The following is a 17,144-nucleotide window of genomic DNA, read 5'->3' as shown; positions in this document are numbered from 1 at the left end:
GATTGGGCCGGGCTCCGTCTGGCGCGAAGTCCCGGATGACGCATGCTAGCGCAGACACGATCCTAGTCGAGGAATTCTTCGACCAGTTCGGCAAACCGGTCGGGATGCGACAGCATGAACAAGTGCCCGCCGCCTTCGGACAGTTCGAGCCGGCTGTGAGGGATCGCGTTGTGCAGAAAATGGGCGTTGGAAACCGGGATCAGCTGATCTTCGTTATCGGCCATGACCATGACCGGCAGCGACAGCAGCGGCAGGAACGGCGCGCTGGTCCATCCGGCAAAGGCGGCAAGCTGGCACGCCCAGCCGGCCGGCGAGGGGGCCTTGGCCGCATTGAGCGAGACCCGCCCGGAGCCCCCACCGTTGTACAACGTGGCGAGATTGCGCCGCAGCGCCGCTTCGACGCTGTATTCCATGGGATCGAGCATATGGCCGACCATCGCCGGATTGCCCGGCACCATGATATTGCCGGGCGACGTTGCCGCCAGGACAAGCCGCCGGGTCCGTGCGCGGTGCTGAAACGCGAACTGCTGCGCCAGCGCGCCGCCCCAGCTGATTCCGAGCATGTCGACGGCATCGATTTTCAGCCGATCGAGCAGGGCTGCCAGCGTCAGCGCCATTTGCCCGATCGTATAGGGAAAGATCGGATCGGGCGAATGCCCGATGCCCGGCATGTCGACGCTGATCAGCCGACGATGCTTCAGTCGCCGCGCCACGGGTTCGAGCATTTCCATGTTCATGCCGATGCCGTTCAGCATGAACAAGGGGGTTCCGCCAGCTCCGACATGCCACTGCCCGACGCGCAAGCGCCGACCGGCGACCCCGATCATCGAGAAGCTGCCGGTCGAGCCCTTTTCGGCTGACTTTGCGGTATGGTTACTATCCATGATGCTTCCGGGAAATGCCTTTTGGTCGTGCCGGGCCCCATGGCCGTCGGGCGCCCCTTTACCTCGCCTCGATCGGCATTGCCACCGGCCTGTCGGTCGGCGGCCGATGGGGCGGCGCTGTATCGTTCCGGGACGTTTGCGAGCCGGCGATGATCCGCCTGCGCGAGGTTTGGTAAACAGGGCGTATAAACAAGGGCATCCGGAAAAATTTGTCGGTTACAACGGGGTGGGGCTTAACCCTTTGTCAAAGCCGCAGAGGGCATTCGCTGTCGTCATGACCGAGCCGAATGGACACGACAGCGTTAACCGGGCCCGTGGAGGGCCCCGAGCCGCTGTGCGTGAGCCCGGCCTGGATGAGGGCAATCGGAAGCAGGCGTCGCGGGCCTTTGCCCGCAGCCGGCCGCGGCGCGAACGCGGTGATAGTCTTGCCCTGGGCGCGGCGGGCGCCCGATTCCTGTTCGGTTCGTCGCATCATCGCAGTCTGATCGCAGCCGAATGGTGGCATATCGCGCTGCCGATGGGGCTGGGCGTGGCGATTCCGGCGCTGGCCGATCATGCCTTTGCCGACTGGCTCTCGCCGCTGGTCGCGCTGTTTGCGGCGTTGCTGACGCTGTCGGCGCAACTGGTCGGGAAAATGGATCATGCCATGCACGGCAAGGCCGAGCGCGCGACCATGGTGGCGGTGATGATTGTCGCACCGATGTTCGGCTATGGCTGGGGCATTGCGCACTGGGCGCAAGGGGGCGCGCTTCCCTGGCTTCAGGCCATGGCGGTACTGGTTAGCGTGGCGCTGATTGCCACGACGATCCAGTCGGGCCGGCTGGCCGGATTGCTGTGCGGGCAGGTGGCGATGTGGTCGGCGGTGACCTGGGTGGTTTCGCCCATGGGCGGCATCCTGGCGACGATCATCGGCGCCGCGATCGGCAGCATCGCCTTTGCGCGCCAGCACGAAATAGACCTTGCCGAGCACGAACGGCTGCAGGACGCCGCGCGCGAACAGACCCGCGCCCAGGAGATTCTCGCCGATTACGAAGAGACCGGACAGGGCTGGTTCTGGGAGACCGACCGACGCGGAAATATCCTGTATGTCTCCGCCCCGGTGGCCGATTTGCTGGGCCGCACGCCCGACGATCTGGAAGGCCGACCGCTGTCTGACCTGTTTCAGCTCGACGAACAGATTGCCGGCCAGTCGGGCAACCGGGGCGAACGCACGCTGACATTTCACCTTTCGGCGCGGTCGAGCTTCAGCGATCTGGTCGTGCGCGCGGCAACGAGGGACGAAGAACGCTGGTGGGCGATCACCGGGCGACCGATTTACGACACGTTCGACAATTTCCAGGGCTTTCGGGGATCGGGCGCAGACCTGACCGAGCGTCGCCGCACACAGGAGCATGTGTCGCGGCTGGCCCATTTCGATTCGCTGACCGGTCTGTCGAACCGGTTTTTCATGTCGCAATCGCTCGAAAAGATTCTGGTCGCGCCGCAAGTGCAGCAACGCGCCTGCGCGGTGTTCCTGATCGATCTCGATCGGTTCAAGCAAGTCAACGACACACTCGGCCACCCTGCGGGCGACCAGTTGCTCAAGAAAGTGGCGCAGCGTCTCGAACGCGGGGTTGGCTCGGCCGGGCGCGTCGGGCGGCTCGGCGGTGACGAATTTGAGATCATCCTGCCGGGTCGGATCGAGCGCACCATGCTGGCGCAGATCGCCGCGCATGTCATCGAAAGCCTGTCGCAGCCCTATAATCTCGACGGGGGGCGGGTGATGATCGGCGCCTCGGTCGGGATTGCGATCGCGCCCGATGACGGCGTGACGAGCGAGGCGCTGGTGCGCAATGCCGACCTTGCGCTTTATGCGGCCAAGGATGCCGGGCGTGGGCGGTTTCATTTCTATGCTGCCGATTTGCACAGCGATGCCGAGGAGCGGCGCCAGCTCGAAGAGGACTTGCGCGACGCGCTCGCGCTGGGCCAGCTTGAACTCTATTACCAACCGGTGGTGCAGACCACGACCGAGAAAATCACCGGGTTTGAGGCGCTGCTGCGCTGGAATCACCCCGATCAGGGCTTTGTTTCGCCCGCCAAGTTCATTCCCATCGCCGAAGATGCAGGGCTCATCGCGCAGATCGGCGAATGGGCGCTGCGCCAGGCATGCATGGATCTGGCGAAATGGCCGGAAAACGTGCGCGTCGCGGTCAATGTCTCGCCGCTGCAGTTTGCCAATCCGGCATTGCCGGGGATCGTCACCAGTGCGCTTGCCGCCGCGCAGGCCGATCCCGACCGGCTTGAGCTCGAAATCACCGAAAGCGTGTTCATCAACGACGATGACGGCACCGATGCGATGTTCCGCGCGTTGAAGCGGATCGGGGTGCGGCTCGCGCTTGATGATTTCGGAACCGGCTATTCCTCGCTTGGCTATCTGAAAAAGGCGCCGTTCGACAAGATCAAGATCGACCAGTCGTTTGTGCGCGGCGCGACCCAGCCCGGCAGCCGCAACGGGGCGATCATCGCCTCGATCGTCAGCCTGGCCGAGGCGCTCAACATGGAAACCACGGCCGAAGGCGTGGAAACACTCGACGAGCTGGATCTCGTCCGCCTGCTCGGGTGCAGCCATGTTCAGGGCTATATCTATGAACGCCCGCTGTCGGCACAGGCGGCGCTCGATCGGCTTGGCAGCGGGCTGGTGGCAATCGCGCGCGGCCCACGCGCGGCGCGAGCCCTGCGCCAATCGATTCTGCGCCGCGTCGTGCTCGAACACGGCGGGCACAGCTATGAAGCCAATGTCCGCAATATCAGCCAGACCGGCGCATTGGTCGAAGGGGTGCGCAATGTCCCCGGCGGCACGGTGTTTCGCATCCATCTGGCCGACGGGCATGTCGTCACCGCGACCGCGCGCTGGTCGGAGGAAGATCGCATGGGCATCGAGTTTTCGGTTCCGCTCGAACTCGACGAGACCGGGCGCATCGCCATCATCACCGCGCGCCGCAACCGGCGGGTGGCCCCGGCAACGCCCGGCGGGGCGACCGTCGAAGTGCCGAACCGCCGGGCGGGATGAAAACGGGTTTATCGTGCATGATGGATTTATCGTGCATGATGACAGTGGCCGGTCGCGCTGCTAACGCGCGCGGATGACCGAACTCGCGCTGATCCGTAACTTTTCCATCATTGCCCATATCGACCATGGCAAATCGACTCTGGCCGACCGCCTGATTCAGTTCACCGGCGGGCTGACCGAGCGCGAGATGTCCGCGCAAGTGCTCGACAACATGGACATTGAGCGCGAACGCGGCATCACCATCAAGGCGCAGACCGTGCGGCTCGATTATCCGGCCAAGGACGGCAAGACCTATCAGCTCAATCTGATGGATACGCCCGGCCACGTCGACTTTGCCTACGAAGTCAGCCGCAGCCTCGCCGCGTGCGAAGGCGCGCTGCTGGTGGTCGACGCGGCGCAAGGGGTCGAGGCGCAGACGCTGGCCAACGTCTATCAATCGATCGAGCATGATCACGAGATCGTGCCGGTGATCAACAAGATCGATCTGCCCGCCGCCGAGCCCGAAAAGGTCAAGGCACAGATCGAGGATGTGATCGGGCTCGACGCCAGCAACGCGGTGCTCGCCAGCGCCAAATCGGGCATCGGCATTTCCGAAGTGCTCGAAGCGATCGTCACGCGCATCCCGCCGCCCAAGGGCGATCGCAACGCGCCGCTGAAGGCGATGCTGGTCGATTCGTGGTACGACCCTTATCTGGGCGTCGTCATTCTCGTGCGGATCATCGACGGCGTGATCCGCAAGGGGCTGCAGATCCGCTTCATGGCCGGCGATACCGAACATCTGGTCGATCGGGTCGGCTGCATGCGGCCCAAGATCGAACAACTGGCCGAACTCGGGCCGGGCGAAGTCGGCTTTATCACCGCGCAGATCAAGGAAGTGGCGCAGGCGCGGGTCGGCGACACGATCACCACGGTCAAGGGCGGGGCGACCCAGGCGCTGCCCGGCTTCAAGGAAGTGCAGCCGGTCGTGTTCTGCGGGCTGTTTCCGACCGATGCCGCCGATTTCGAAAAGCTGCGCGATTCGATCGGCAAGCTGCGCCTGAACGACGCCAGCTTCAGCTTTGAAATGGAAACCAGCGCTGCGCTCGGCTTTGGCTTTCGCTGCGGTTTCCTCGGGCTGTTGCATCTGGAAATCATCCAGGAACGGCTGAGCCGCGAATACGACCTCGATCTGATCACCACCGCGCCGAGCGTGGTCTATCGCCTGAGCATGACCGACGGATCGACGCAGGAGCTGCACAACCCGTCCGACATGCCCGATCCGGCGCGGATCGCGACCATGGAAGAGCCGTGGATCAAGGCGACGATCTATACCCCCGACGAATATCTCGGCTCGATCCTGAAGCTGTGTCAGGATCGGCGCGGCATTCAGATCGGGCTGACGTATGTCGGTGGCCGGGCGCAAGTGAACTACGAATTGCCGCTCAACGAAGTGGTGTTCGATTTCTACGATCGGCTCAAATCGATCAGCCGGGGCTATGCCAGCTTTGACTACGAACAGATCGGCCTGCGCGAGGGTGATCTGGTCAAGATGAACATCCTCGTCAACAACGAACCGGTCGACGCGCTGAGCATGATCGTCCACCGTACCCAGGCAGACGCGCGCGGCCGCGGGCTGGTCGAACGGCTCAAGGATCTGATCCCGCGCCACATGTTCAAGATTCCGATCCAGGCCGCGATCGGCGCAAAAGTCATCGCCCGCGAAACCATTGCCGCCTTGCGCAAGGACGTCACCGCCAAATGCTATGGCGGTGACATCAGCCGCAAAAAGAAACTTCTGGAAAAACAGAAGGAAGGCAAAAAGCGCATGCGCGAATACGGCAGCGTCCAGATCCCGCAGGAAGCGTTTATCGCCGCGCTGCGGATGGGCGAGGAGTAAGCGCGCAGGGAAAACCCCCCAATCATGCGGAAGCGGGATTGGGGGCGCCTGCGGTCGGTATCAGGCCCCTCGGTATCAGGCCCCTCGGTATCAGGCCCCTCGGTATCAGGCCCCTCGGTATCAGGCCTCTGTGTCGCCGGCCAGCAGATGGCGCCAGATCAGGGCGCCGATCACTGCGCCTGCCAGCGGCGCGAGCCAGAACAGCCACAACTGGCCCAGCGCGGCGGTTTGCGCGATAAGCGCGACACCGGTCGAGCGGGCCGGGTTGACTGAAGTGTTTGTCACCGGAATCGAGATCAGGTGAATGAGCGTCAAGGCCAGTCCGATGGCGATCGGCGCAAATCCGGCAGGGACCGCCCGCGATGTCGCACCGAGAATGACGATCAGGAAACCCGCCGTCAGAATGACTTCGATCAGCAAGGCCGCAATCAGCGAATAGTGACCGGGCGAAAGATCGCCATAGCCGTTGGAGGCAAAGCCGCCGGGGGAAAAGCCGGGCTTGCCCGAAGCAATGGCATAGAGCGCGGCTGCGGCAATAACGGCGCCGAACACTTGTGCGATCCAGTAGGGAAAGAGATCCTTCCACGCGAAGCGATCGGCGACGGCCAGTCCCAACGAAATGGCGGGATTGAAATGTCCGCCGGAAATACCGCCCACGGCATAGGCCATGGTCATGACAGTCAGGCCAAAAGCCAATGCAACACCGGCAAAGCCGATCCCCAGTGCCGGAAATGCTGCCGCCAATACCGCTGATCCGCATCCGCCGAATACGAGCCAGAAGGTCCCGAAAAATTCAGCTGCCAGTTTACGACGCATGGCCTGCCTCCCCTTGAAGTAAGGACGAGTTTATCAATCATTAATCATGACGACAACCGGAATGGAGATGGGCAGTATGGAGATGGGCAAAGCGACGGCGGATCGCGGGGCCCGGCCCCCCACGGCGCGCGATCGCGCTTGACGCAGTCGTGCCTGACCGCAAAGCTCCGTGTGAACCTGAGGGGCTGTATCCTGTGCCAAGGACTTTACCGAAATCCTCTCAGCGGCCCGGCACTCATGCCGTCGATATGAGACAGGCGATGGTCCCGCCCGCGTCGATGGCCATCGCTGCCATTTCCACCGTGGTCGAATGGTATGATTTTACGCTCTATCTCTATTTCGTCACGGTCCTTGCCCGCGTGTTTTACGGCGGGGGCGAGCGTTCGCTGGCGCTTGCGCTGGCGGGGTTTGCGATTGCCTATCTGATGCGGCCGCTGGGCGCGTTGGTGCTGGGCGTCTATGGCGATCGGCATGGGCGGCGGCGGGCGATGATGGTGTCGATGGCGGTGATGACGCTGGCCATGGCGCTGACCGCATGTCTGCCGACGCGCGCAGTGGCGGGGCCATTGGCGGGGTGGTTGCTGCTTGCCTTGCGCTGCGTGATGGCTTTTGCGGTCGGCGGCGAATATACCGGGGTTGTCGCCTATCTTGTCGAAGGCGCGGTTCCCGGTCGGCGGGGTCTGGTCGCGTCGTTGGCTTCTGCGGCAAGCGAAGTCGGGGCCCTGGTTGCCGCAGCGGTGAGCGCGGCCACGGTCTTGTGGTTTTCGCCCGCTGCGCTTGAAACCTGGGGTTGGCGCGTGCCGTTTGCGATCGGCGCGGGGCTGGCGGGGATGATCTGGGTCGGGCGGTCGCGAATGGCGGAATCGCCCGAATTTCTGGCGCATGAGGCGCAGGGCGATCTGGCCGCGCATCCGCTGGGGCGCGCGGCGGGGGCAGAGCGGGCCGGGGTCTTGCGCGGGTTTGGCATCTCTGCGCTGGGATCGATCAGCTATTATGTCGGCATCTCCTATGTTCCGGCGTTTCTGGTTGCGACCGGGGCGATGGGCGAGGGGGCGGCGCTGGGGCTGTCGACGCTTGCTGCGCTGATGGTCATTGCGGTTACGCCGATCGCCGGCGCGCTGTCCGACCGCTATGGACGGCGGCCTTTGCTGATCGGGATTGCCATTGCCGCAGCGGTCATGCCGACGCTGCTGTTTCCGGTCATGGCGCATGGCGGGATCATGCTCGCGCTGGGCGGGGCGCTGGTGCTCGCGGCGATTGGCGGGGCGTGGAGCGCGGTTGCCGCCTCGGCCACGGCAGAACAGTTTTCAAGCCGTGTGCGGTTGTCGGGGCTGGCGCTGGGCGCGACCTCTGCCACGGCCCTGTTTGGCGGGGTTTCGCCCTGGCTCGCGCATGTCTCGATCGCGCTGACCGGCGGGGCCTGGGCGCCGGGGGCGATGATCGCGGCGGTCGCGGCGGCGGTGGTGCCGATCTTGTGGATGATGCCGGAGACGGCGCCGAGATTCGTAGAGCCGCTATGAAATGTGTCGCCTGATCGCGTCGGCCATGCGTTCCGCGCGTTCCTGCATCAACGCGGCGCTCGGCGGATCGAGCACGGCCATGGTGGTCTCGCGCCATAAACCCAGCCAGCGATCGAACATCTGCGGCGTGATCGCCTGCGCCGCGTGGATCGCCATCGGATCGCCGCGATAGCGCCCGGTGCCGTTGATCACCGAAGACCAGAATGCGACAAGGCGATGCAGATGACGGTTCCAGTCATGCACGCCATGATCGAACACCGGGCCGAGCAAGGCATCGCGGCGCACGCGGGCATAGAATCGTCCGACCATTTCGACGAGATCCTCTTCGGCGATCCGTTCGCTGCGCTGGTGATGGTCGTGCCCGGTCATGATTCGCGCGCTATGGCAGGCCAAGACCGGATCGCCAAACCCCGCGAGACGGAGCGCGCCTATGTGGCGATGAAGGCGCCCGGGCTATCCGGACACATGGGCAGATAGGTGGTTGACCCGAGCCGGGCTTCGCGACACTTCTGCGCCGATGATCGATCCTGCCCTTTTTCGCACCGTGCTTGGCGCCTATCCGACCGGCGTCGTCGTGATCACCGCAGTCGATGCCGAGGGGCAAAGGCGTGGACTGGTGATCGGCTCCTTCACGTCGATTTCGCTCGATCCGCCGTTGGTCGGCTTTTTTCCCGATCGGCGCTCGCGCTCGTGGGCGCAGATCGCGCCGATCGGGCGGTTCTGCGTCAATGTGCTGGGATCGGACCAATTGGACGTGTGCCGCCGATTCGCGGCGCGTGCCGAAGACAAGTTTGCCGACCTTGCCCATGGCCACACGCCGTCGGGTCAGCCATTGCTGGAAAACGCCATCGTGTGGATCGATTGCTCGATCGAACGCGTGGACGAAGTGGGCGATCATTACCTCGTCGTCGGTGCAGTCGAGGCGCTCGGCAGACGCGATGTCGGGACGCCGTTGTTGTTTTTTGGCGGGCAATATCACGACCTGGCCGAACTGCCCGCTTGATCGGTCAGAGGTTATTTTATCATCAGGTTATGGCTGATGCCCTGCGCGAATGCCGGTTGCCCTAACGGCGCGGGTGCAGGGCATTTTGCGTATGCAATATTTTTTGCTCCGCTTTTGACCTTGGTCAACGCCTGTTGCGGCCGCGTCTGCGAACTGTCTCTTCGACGGAAGGGAACTGATCACCACCCTCGATCGACTTCCCTTCCGCCGATTTCTCCCCAACTCGGGCGGTCGGTAACCCCGGCCGCCCCGTTTTTTTGGATCGCGCATGTTTGTGCACGATGTCGATCAAACGTATAATTGTCGGGGGGCTAAAGTTTTGGTACATCGGCGCGCATGTCAACTTGTGAAACCTGCGTCGTACGAAATCGAGCGATTTGCTCTGGACTCGACAATCGCGAGATTGGGGCGCTCAATACGATGGGGCGACGGCGCAGCGTCGCAGCCGGAGAGCCGTTGATCTGGGAAGACGATGATTCGCTGCTCGTCGCCAATGTGATCGAAGGTGTGCTCAAGCTGACCACTTCGACCGAAGATGGACGCGAACAGATCGTCGGTGTTGCCTATCCGGCGGATTTCATCGGTCGACCTTTTGGCCAGACCAGCCGGGCAAGTGTCGTCGCGCTGACCGATGCACGGGTCTGCGTATTTGCCCGCAACGATTTCGATCGTTTTGCCCGCGAACATCCCGAACTTGAACACAAGCTGCTCGAACGCACGCTGGCAGAACTCGATCGCACCCGGTCGTGGATGATGCTGCTTGGCCGCAAGACCGCATCGGAAAAGATCGCGACATTCCTGCTCGATATGTCCGACCGGTTTGGGGATGTGGGCTGTTCGCCGGTCCGCACACCGGCACGGCTGTTCACGCTGCCGTTTTCACGTCAGCAAGTTGCCGATTTGCTGGGTCTGACTATCGAGACGGTCAGCCGTCAGTTTACCAGGCTCAAGCAGGATGGGGTTATCGGCCTGCCTTCGCGGCGCGAAGTGGAAGTGATCGATCGCGGCGCGCTTGAGGCCTTGGCGGGCTGAAATCCGTGACCGGCGACTGCGGGTAAATGGTGCGGGCACGGTAACCTTGGCGCCAGCCTCAAAGTGCTGCCGCCGAACAGCAATTCGATTGTCGGAATGTCGCGTCGCGCGACTGGGCCCCTCGCATTCAATTTAGAACGCGGATTGGGTGCAGAAACGTGCACGACCAAGGCGCCGCACAAAAAGCGGCGGGCGGAACGCGGCCGGAGGATCCCAGACTCCAGCGCGTTCCGCCCGCCTTCCCCGGGGATGACACCGGGGATTTCGAAAGGGGGGGAAGGGGCGCCCCCGTCGATGACGGCTGCGATCCCCTTGCCCCTCTATCTCGAAGCCTGGATCAGAAGCGGTAGGCGACGCCCGCGCTCAGCACCCAGGGATTCAGCTTGTGCGTGGTGGTCAGCACATCGGTATCGCCGGCATAGAAATGCGCGGTGGTGCCGACCCAATACTTCTTCGCGTCAAAGCTCAGGCTATAGGGGGTCTTGCCGATCGGAACGTCGACACCGGCCTGAACCGCGACGCCGATCTGGCTCGACAGCGAGGTCTTGGTCACGCCCAGCGCAGCAGCCGTGTCGCCGGGACGTTCGCCCATGACGAGGAACCAGGTCGGGCCGACGCCGACATAGGGCTTGATCGGGCCGAGCGGCAGATGATACTTCGCGGTCAAGGTTGCCGGAATGATCATCACGTGGTTGACCAGATTGGTGCCGTCGAGCGAACCGCTGCCATTGACGTGGTGCGCAGTGATACCGGCAATGGTTTCAACCGAGATGTTCGGCGTGAAGAAGTATTCGACCGCGAGAGTCGGGGTGAAGGCGTTGTTGCTCGCATAAGTCTGCGGCGAGGCAAACGCGGCATTTTCGGCCAGACCCGAGTTGATCGACTTTACTTCGCTGATTTTGCCGTCGGCGAGGACGGCGGTGTACAGCAGCTTGACTTGCCACTTCCCGGCGGGCGCATCGTCGGCAAAGGCCGGAACGGCGGCGGCGAGAACGGGAGCGGCCAGGCAGAGGCCCAGTGTACGGCGAAGGATCTTTTTCATGTGACACTTCCTGCCGCCGCGGTTGGCCAACCCCTCGTTGGCGCGTTCTTTAGCCCGCGGCGTTGGCGTGCTGATGCGTCATCCCCGAATCGCCAGCATTGACGAAGCGCAAAATTCGTCCGCCCCCGTATTCGCCGGACAGGTAGTGTTGCGATTGTGCAACCCTTGATGGTACACCCCTTTATGGCGCCTCGTTGGAATTGACCGGTGTCAATGCGGGGTGGGGGCCCGGCGCGCAGGGCCGATCATCGAAAACTGCATGGAAGGGAAGGCTCCATGGAAATGGTAGTATTGCGAGCAGGCGCATTTTTCGCCGCGCTCGTCCTTGCCGTCGTGGCATGTGCATTGTCAGTGGACTGGGCTTTCGGGGTCCACATGGCAATTTGCGCATTGGCCGCCGGTATCGGCTTGATCGCCACATTGCGCGGGACGAATGTGGATGCCATCTCGCGTGGCATTCTGCGTTCGCCCGATCAGGGGAAATACGACGACGAAATCATCCGCTGGGGCGTCATTGCCACAGTGTTCTGGGGCATGGCCGGTTTTCTGGCCGGGCTTTACATCGCGCTTGAGCTGTCATTTCCGGCGCTCAATCTCGGATTTGAATATATCAACTTCGGTCGTTTGCGGCCGTTGCACACATCTGCGGTCATCTTCGCCTTCGGCGGCAATGCGCTGATCGCCACGTCGTTTTACGTGGTGCAACGCACGTGCCGGGCGAGGCTGGCCTTCCCTGGCCTCGCCCGTTTCGTGTTCTGGGGATATCAGCTGTTCATCGTGCTGGCCGCTACGGGCTATCTGATGGGCGTTACGCAGGGCAAGGAATACGCCGAGCCCGAATGGTACGTCGACTTGTGGCTGACGATCGTGTGGGTGTCCTACCTTGCGGTTTTTGTCGGTACGATCCTGAAGCGGTCCGAACCGCACATCTATGTCGCCAACTGGTTCTATCTGTCGTTCATCCTGACTGTGGCCATGCTTCACCTCGTGAACAATGCCGCCATTCCGGTCAGCTTTTTCGGCAGCCGGTCGATCCCGCTTGCCGGCGGGGTGCAGAGCGCGCTGATCCAGTGGTGGTATGGTCATAACGCGGTGGGCTTTTTCCTGACCGCCGGTTTCCTTGGCATGATGTATTATTTCGTGCCGAAGCAGGCCGAGCGTCCGGTCTATTCCTATCGCCTGTCGATCATTCACTTCTGGGCGCTGATCTTCCTCTATATCTGGGCAGGTCCGCACCACCTCCATTACACCGCTCTGCCCGACTGGGCGCAGACGCTGGGCATGGTTTTCTCGATCATGCTGTGGATGCCGAGCTGGGGGGGCATGATCAACGGTCTCATGACGCTCAACGGCGCCTGGGACAAGCTGCGCACCGATCCGATCATGCGCATGTTCGTGATGAGCCTCGCTTTTTACGGCATGAGCACGTTCGAAGGGCCGATGATGTCGATCAAGACGGTCAATTCGCTCTCGCACTATACCGACTGGACGATCGGTCACGTGCATTCGGGTGCGCTGGGCTGGAACGGCATGGTCACTTTCGGGTCGCTCTATTACCTGACGCCGCGCCTGTGGAACCGTCCGCGCCTCTATTCGCTGCGCATGGTCGGCTGGCACTTCTGGCTGGCGACGCTGGGGATCGTGTTCTACGCGGCCTCGATGTGGGTGGCAGGCGTTACCCAGGGCCTGATGTGGCGTGAATATGGCCCCGACGGCTACTTGGTGAACTCGTTCGCCGAAACCGTTGCGGCGGTCCATCCGATGTATGTGCTGCGCGCCTTTGGCGGGCTGCTCTACCTCTCGGGTGCGACGATCATGACCTACAACATCACCCGCACCATTCTTGGTCACGCGCTCCGCGATGAGACCCCGCTTGGTGAGACTCCCTTCAACCCCGCCAAGGACGTGCCGTTGAAGCCGGCCAGCGCCCTGTGATCCCGGGCACCAGGTGAAGGAGTAAAAAACAATGGCACTCAATTTCCTTCAGCGGCACAAGATGGTCGAGCGCAATATCACATTGCTCGCCGTCCTGGCCTTCGGCGCGGTGACCATCGGCGGCCTCGTCGAAATCGCCCCGCTGTTCTGGATCGATAACACGATCGAGAAAGTACAGGGCATGCGGCCCTACACCCCGCTCGAACAGGCAGGTCGCGACATCTATATCCGCGAAGGCTGCTATCTGTGTCACAGCCAGATGATCCGTCCGTTCCGTGACGAGGTCGAACGCTATGGCCACTACAGCCTTGCTGCGGAATCGATGTACGATCACCCGTTCCAGTGGGGATCGAAGCGCACCGGGCCCGATCTGGCGCGCGTCGGCGGCAAGTATTCGGATGCCTGGCATGTCCAGCATCTGAAGGATCCGCGTTCGGTCGTGCCGGAATCGATCATGCCGACGTATCAGTTCCTGGCAGAGCATGAACTGAATGCCGGCGACATGAAGGCCGAAACCAAGACGCTGTCGCTGGTCGGTGTCCCCTATACCAAGGAAGACATCGCCAAGGCCAACGACGACCTCAAGGCGCAGGCCGATCCCGACGCGGACGCTACCGATCTGAAAAAGCGCTATCCCAAGGCGCAGGCGCGTGATTTTGATGGCAACCCCAAGCGGTTGACCGAAATGGACGCGCTGATCGCCTATCTTCAGGTTCTGGGCACCATGGTCGACATCAATGCGCCGGCCGCTCAGGAACAGCTTGCGAGGGAGAAGGGCCGATGAACGCCGCATCGACCTACAACACGCTTCGCGCGCTGGCTGATAGCTGGGGTCTCGCTGTAATGGCGCTGGTGTTCCTGGTGCTGTGCCTCTGGCCGTTTCGGCCAGGCGCACGCGCCGAAGCCAGCGAGGCCGCCAACTCGATCTTCGAGGATGAGAACGATGGCGAATGATCATGGTGATGGCGGCACCCATTCCGCGCACAATTCCGGGCACGGGGCTCGTCTTGACGAGGCCACCGGGGTTCACACTGTCGGCCACGAATGGGACGGGATCGAGGAACTCGACAATCCGTTGCCGCGCTGGTGGCTGATCCTGTTCTATATCTGCATCCTCTTTGCGATCGGCTATGTCATCGCCTATCCGGCCATTCCCGGTCGCCATTCGGCGTCAGCGGGGATGCTCGGCTGGTCGAGCCGGGGATCGCTGGCTGCCGAGATGAAGGATGCCGATGCCGGTCGTGCAGCGATGCGCGCGGCGATTGCGGCGACCTCGATCGAGGATCTGGCCAAGGATCCCAAGCTGCAACGCGCCGCGATCGAAGGTGGTCGGGCCGCTTTCAAGCAGAACTGCGTACAGTGCCACGGCGCCGGTGCGGCTGGGGGCAAGGGCTTTCCCAACCTCAACGACGACGATTGGCTGTGGGGTGGTGACATCGGCGCGATCTATCAGACGCTGCAGCATGGCATCCGCTATCCGGGCGATGACGCCACGCGGTCGAGCCAGATGCCCGCATTTGGTCGCGACGGCATTCTTACCCCGGCGCAAGTGCAGGACGTGGTCAGCTTTGTCCGCGTGATCAGCAAGCAGGATCCGGCGTCCGCCGCTTCACAGCGCGGCTCGGCGATCTTTGCCCAGAACTGTGCCGTGTGCCACGGCGCCAACGGCGAAGGCGGTCGCGCCGTCGGGGCTCCGCGCCTCAGCGATGCGATCTGGCTCTATGGCGGCGACCGCGCCACGTTGACCGAAACGGTGACCAACGCCCGTTATGGCGTGATGCCGGCCTGGGGTCAGCGGCTTGATCCGGTCACGGTCAAGATGCTTGCCACGTATGTCCACTCGCTGGGTGGTGGTGAAGCCACGCCCGGTGCTGCGGCTCCTGCCGCTCCGACAGCCGCCAAATAACGGCTGAACAGGAAAGAAGTCCGTAATCATGAATGCGCCCGATCCCAAGCTCGCCGAACGGAAAGACGCGGACACGCAGCATCTCTATGCCAAGCGTGTCCCAGTCTTCCCTCGCAAGATCGATGGCCCCTTTCGTCGTTTCAAATGGGCGGTCATGGCATTTTGCCTGATCGTCTATTGGGGGACACCGTGGCTGCGCTGGGATCGGGGGCCCTATGCCCCCCATCAGGCTGTCCTGATCGATATGGCGCATAGGCGTTTCTACATGTTCGCCATCGAGATCTGGCCGCACGAATTCTATTTCGTGGCGGGCCTGTTGATCATGGCGGGGATCGGGCTGTTCCTGGTTACCACCGTCGTCGGGCGCGCATGGTGTGGCTATGCCTGCCCGCAGACGGTGTGGACCGACCTTTATCAGCATATCGACCGTTTCATCGACGGTGACCGCAATGCGCAGATGCGCCTGCAAAATGCGCCGTGGACCGCATCCAAGATCGCGCGGCGGCTGTTCAAATGGTCGGTCTATTTTCTGATCGCGTTCATGACCGGCGGCGCGTGGATCTTTTATTTTGCCGACGCGCCGACGCTGCATCACGAATTCTGGGCCGGCGCGGCCGATAACATCGCTTATGCGACAGTTGGCGTGTTGACGCTGACGACGTTCCTGCTTGGCGGTTTCATGCGCGAACAGGTGTGCATCTATATGTGCCCCTGGCCGCGTATCCAGTCGGCCATGCTCGATGAAAAGTCTTTGCTGGTCACTTACAAGCACTGGCGCGGTGAGCCGCGCGGCTCGCTCAAGGCGTCGCAGCGGCTCGTCGACCAGGGCTTGTCGCCGCTGGGCGATTGTATCGATTGCCATCAGTGCGAGGCGGTCTGCCCCACCGGGATCGATATTCGCCAAGGCGCGCAATTGGGCTGCATCACGTGCGGATTGTGCATCGATGCCTGCGACCGCGCGATGGCCCAGATCGGGCGCCCGCGCGGGCTGATCGACTATTGCACGCTCGAAGATTCGGAGCTTGAGGCCCATGGCCAGGCCGATACGCCTTTGCTCAAGACCATTCTGCGCCCGCGTACCCTGATCTATTTCACCGTCTGGGCGGCGATCGGTGTTGCGCTGCTGTTCATGCTCGGCGCGCGCACCCGGCTGTCGCTGTCGGTCGCCAAGGATCGCAATCCCGAGTTCGTCCAGCTTTCGGGCGGGGCTGTGCGCGACGGGTTTACAGTCAAAGTGCGCAACATGGAGGACCGTCCGCGTCCGGTGGTCCTGACCACCAGCGGCGTTCCCGGTGCGCTGATCTTTACCGACGACATGGAAGAACGCATGGCGCAGCAAAGCCTGTCGATGACCGTGCCGTCGGATACGACCATGCGGCTGCGTGTCTATGTGCAGGGCCCGCAGGGGGCAAAGCCGGGCCCGGTCTTGTTCCAGCTCAAGGCGACCGATCGCGAAGCAGGGCATGACCAGTCGCATTCGACATTCAGCACCCCGGAAGGAAACGGTCAATGACCAGGCAATCTGTGTCCCAGCAGATTTCGGCCCAGCAAAGCACTGCGCCTCTTTCTCCTTCGGACGAAACCCCGCAACGCCGGGTTCGCAAGTTCACCGGTTGGCACATGCTGACCATCCTTGTCGCCTTTTTCGGCGTGGTGATCGCCGTCAATGTCATGATGGCGCACTATGCGCTGTCGACGTTCAGCGGCGAAGTCGTTGAAAACTCCTATGTTGCCAGCCAGCGGTTCAACGGTTGGCTTGACGAGGCCAAGGCCGAGCGCGCGCTGGGCTGGAAAGTCGACGTGACCGAGACGGGCAACACCCTGAGCGTTGCCTTCAACGATCGGGACGGCAAGCCGATCACCGGGGCAAAGCTGACTGCCGATGCCACGCACCCGTTGGGCGATGAGACGGTCCACGGCTTGCGCTTCGTCGAGACGACGCCGGGCATCTATGTCGCGCCGTTGGCGTCGGGGCGCTGGCAAGTCCATCTCCTGGCCGAAGCCAACGGGCATCGTTTGCACAACGTGACCGAACTGGCCGGCGGAGGCTCGCAATGAGCAGCACTGCCGTGCCCGGCCAG

Annotated in this window: 15 protein-coding genes; 11 read left to right on the top strand and 4 right to left on the bottom strand. The window is 62.7% G+C overall.

Annotated elements, in window-relative coordinates:
- Nucleotides 1–62: 62 nt before the first annotated feature.
- Nucleotides 63–884 carry an alpha/beta fold hydrolase gene (locus tag AQZ50_RS07650; RefSeq protein WP_067744986.1) on the bottom strand — a complete coding sequence of 274 codons (822 nt, stop codon included), beginning with the start codon at nucleotides 882–884 and terminating at the stop codon, nucleotides 63–65.
- A gap of 274 nt (nucleotides 885–1,158) precedes the next feature.
- Here AQZ50_RS07650 and AQZ50_RS07645 point away from each other — a divergent pair, with 274 nt between their 5' ends.
- Together AQZ50_RS07645 and lepA are read left to right on the top strand one after the other, a co-directional pair.
- Nucleotides 1,159–3,933, top strand: coding sequence for an EAL domain-containing protein (locus AQZ50_RS07645; RefSeq protein ID WP_082703492.1), 2,775 nt, complete (start codon nucleotides 1,159–1,161; stop codon nucleotides 3,931–3,933).
- Between the two features lie 73 nt (nucleotides 3,934–4,006).
- Nucleotides 4,007–5,809, top strand: coding sequence for a translation elongation factor 4 (gene lepA / locus AQZ50_RS07640; RefSeq protein ID WP_067744984.1), 1,803 nt, complete (start codon nucleotides 4,007–4,009; stop codon nucleotides 5,807–5,809).
- A gap of 120 nt (nucleotides 5,810–5,929) precedes the next feature.
- On the opposite strand, the gene aqpZ is transcribed toward lepA, so the two are convergent.
- Complete coding sequence (gene aqpZ, locus AQZ50_RS07635; RefSeq protein WP_067744982.1) at nucleotides 5,930–6,625, bottom strand: aquaporin Z; 696 nt, start codon at nucleotides 6,623–6,625, stop codon at nucleotides 5,930–5,932.
- A gap of 260 nt (nucleotides 6,626–6,885) precedes the next feature.
- On the opposite strand from aqpZ, the gene AQZ50_RS07630 reads away from it, so the two are divergent.
- Nucleotides 6,886–8,145, top strand: coding sequence for an MFS transporter (locus tag AQZ50_RS07630; protein WP_231730161.1), 1,260 nt, complete (start codon nucleotides 6,886–6,888; stop codon nucleotides 8,143–8,145).
- On the opposite strand, the gene AQZ50_RS07625 is transcribed toward AQZ50_RS07630, so the two are convergent.
- Nucleotides 8,140–8,514: a group III truncated hemoglobin gene (locus tag AQZ50_RS07625; protein WP_067744980.1), complete on the bottom strand. Its 375-nt coding sequence runs from the start codon at nucleotides 8,512–8,514 to the stop codon at nucleotides 8,140–8,142. The genes AQZ50_RS07630 and AQZ50_RS07625 overlap by 6 nt on opposite strands.
- Before the next feature lie 148 nt (nucleotides 8,515–8,662).
- Here AQZ50_RS07625 and AQZ50_RS07620 point away from each other — a divergent pair, with 148 nt between their 5' ends.
- Both AQZ50_RS07620 and AQZ50_RS07615 read left to right on the top strand, forming a co-directional pair.
- On the top strand, nucleotides 8,663–9,148 hold the full coding sequence (locus tag AQZ50_RS07620) for a flavin reductase family protein (RefSeq protein ID WP_067744976.1): 486 nt from the start codon (nucleotides 8,663–8,665) through the stop codon (nucleotides 9,146–9,148).
- Nucleotides 9,149–9,484: 336 nt separating this feature from the next.
- Entirely contained in the window at nucleotides 9,485–10,180 is a 696-nt protein-coding gene (locus AQZ50_RS07615; protein WP_067744973.1) for a Crp/Fnr family transcriptional regulator, read from the top strand.
- Between the two features lie 337 nt (nucleotides 10,181–10,517).
- Here the strand turns inward: AQZ50_RS07615 and AQZ50_RS07610 are convergent, their stop codons facing one another.
- The gene (locus AQZ50_RS07610; RefSeq protein WP_067744970.1) at nucleotides 10,518–11,222 is read right to left on the bottom strand and encodes an OmpW/AlkL family protein; all 705 of its coding nucleotides are present in this window, start codon (nucleotides 11,220–11,222) and stop codon (nucleotides 10,518–10,520) included.
- A 276-nt stretch (nucleotides 11,223–11,498) separates the two neighbouring features.
- Between AQZ50_RS07610 and ccoN the strand changes: the two genes are divergently transcribed.
- The 6 genes from ccoN to AQZ50_RS07580 are packed head-to-tail and all read left to right on the top strand — an operon-like array spanning nucleotide 11,499 to nucleotide 17,121.
- Nucleotides 11,499–13,157: a cytochrome-c oxidase, cbb3-type subunit I gene (gene ccoN, locus AQZ50_RS07605; RefSeq protein ID WP_067744967.1), complete on the top strand. Its 1,659-nt coding sequence runs from the start codon at nucleotides 11,499–11,501 to the stop codon at nucleotides 13,155–13,157.
- Nucleotides 13,158–13,188: 31 nt separating this feature from the next.
- A complete protein-coding gene (gene ccoO / locus AQZ50_RS07600) occupies nucleotides 13,189–13,941 on the top strand; it encodes a cytochrome-c oxidase, cbb3-type subunit II (RefSeq protein WP_067744964.1) in 753 nt (250 codons plus the stop codon).
- Nucleotides 13,938–14,111 (top strand): CcoQ/FixQ family Cbb3-type cytochrome c oxidase assembly chaperone, encoded by a 174-nt coding sequence (locus AQZ50_RS07595; protein WP_067744962.1) that lies wholly within the window; start codon nucleotides 13,938–13,940, stop codon nucleotides 14,109–14,111. Before ccoO ends, AQZ50_RS07595 begins: the two co-directional genes overlap by 4 nt.
- The gene (ccoP, locus tag AQZ50_RS07590; protein WP_067744960.1) at nucleotides 14,101–15,063 is read left to right on the top strand and encodes a cytochrome-c oxidase, cbb3-type subunit III; all 963 of its coding nucleotides are present in this window, start codon (nucleotides 14,101–14,103) and stop codon (nucleotides 15,061–15,063) included. The genes AQZ50_RS07595 and ccoP overlap by 11 nt, the downstream gene beginning before the upstream one ends.
- Nucleotides 15,064–15,091: 28 nt before the next feature.
- Entirely contained in the window at nucleotides 15,092–16,576 is a 1,485-nt protein-coding gene (ccoG, locus tag AQZ50_RS07585; RefSeq protein WP_067744958.1) for a cytochrome c oxidase accessory protein CcoG, read from the top strand.
- Nucleotides 16,573–17,121, top strand: coding sequence for a FixH family protein (locus AQZ50_RS07580; RefSeq protein ID WP_067744956.1), 549 nt, complete (start codon nucleotides 16,573–16,575; stop codon nucleotides 17,119–17,121). The genes ccoG and AQZ50_RS07580 overlap by 4 nt, the downstream gene beginning before the upstream one ends.
- Nucleotides 17,122–17,144 lie beyond the last annotated feature (23 nt).

Origin of the sequence: Novosphingobium sp. Fuku2-ISO-50 (assembly GCF_001519055.1) — a bacterium.
Taxonomy (GTDB): Bacteria; Pseudomonadota; Alphaproteobacteria; order Sphingomonadales; family Sphingomonadaceae; genus Novosphingobium.
This window is presented reverse-complemented; position numbering and strand designations above follow the sequence as displayed.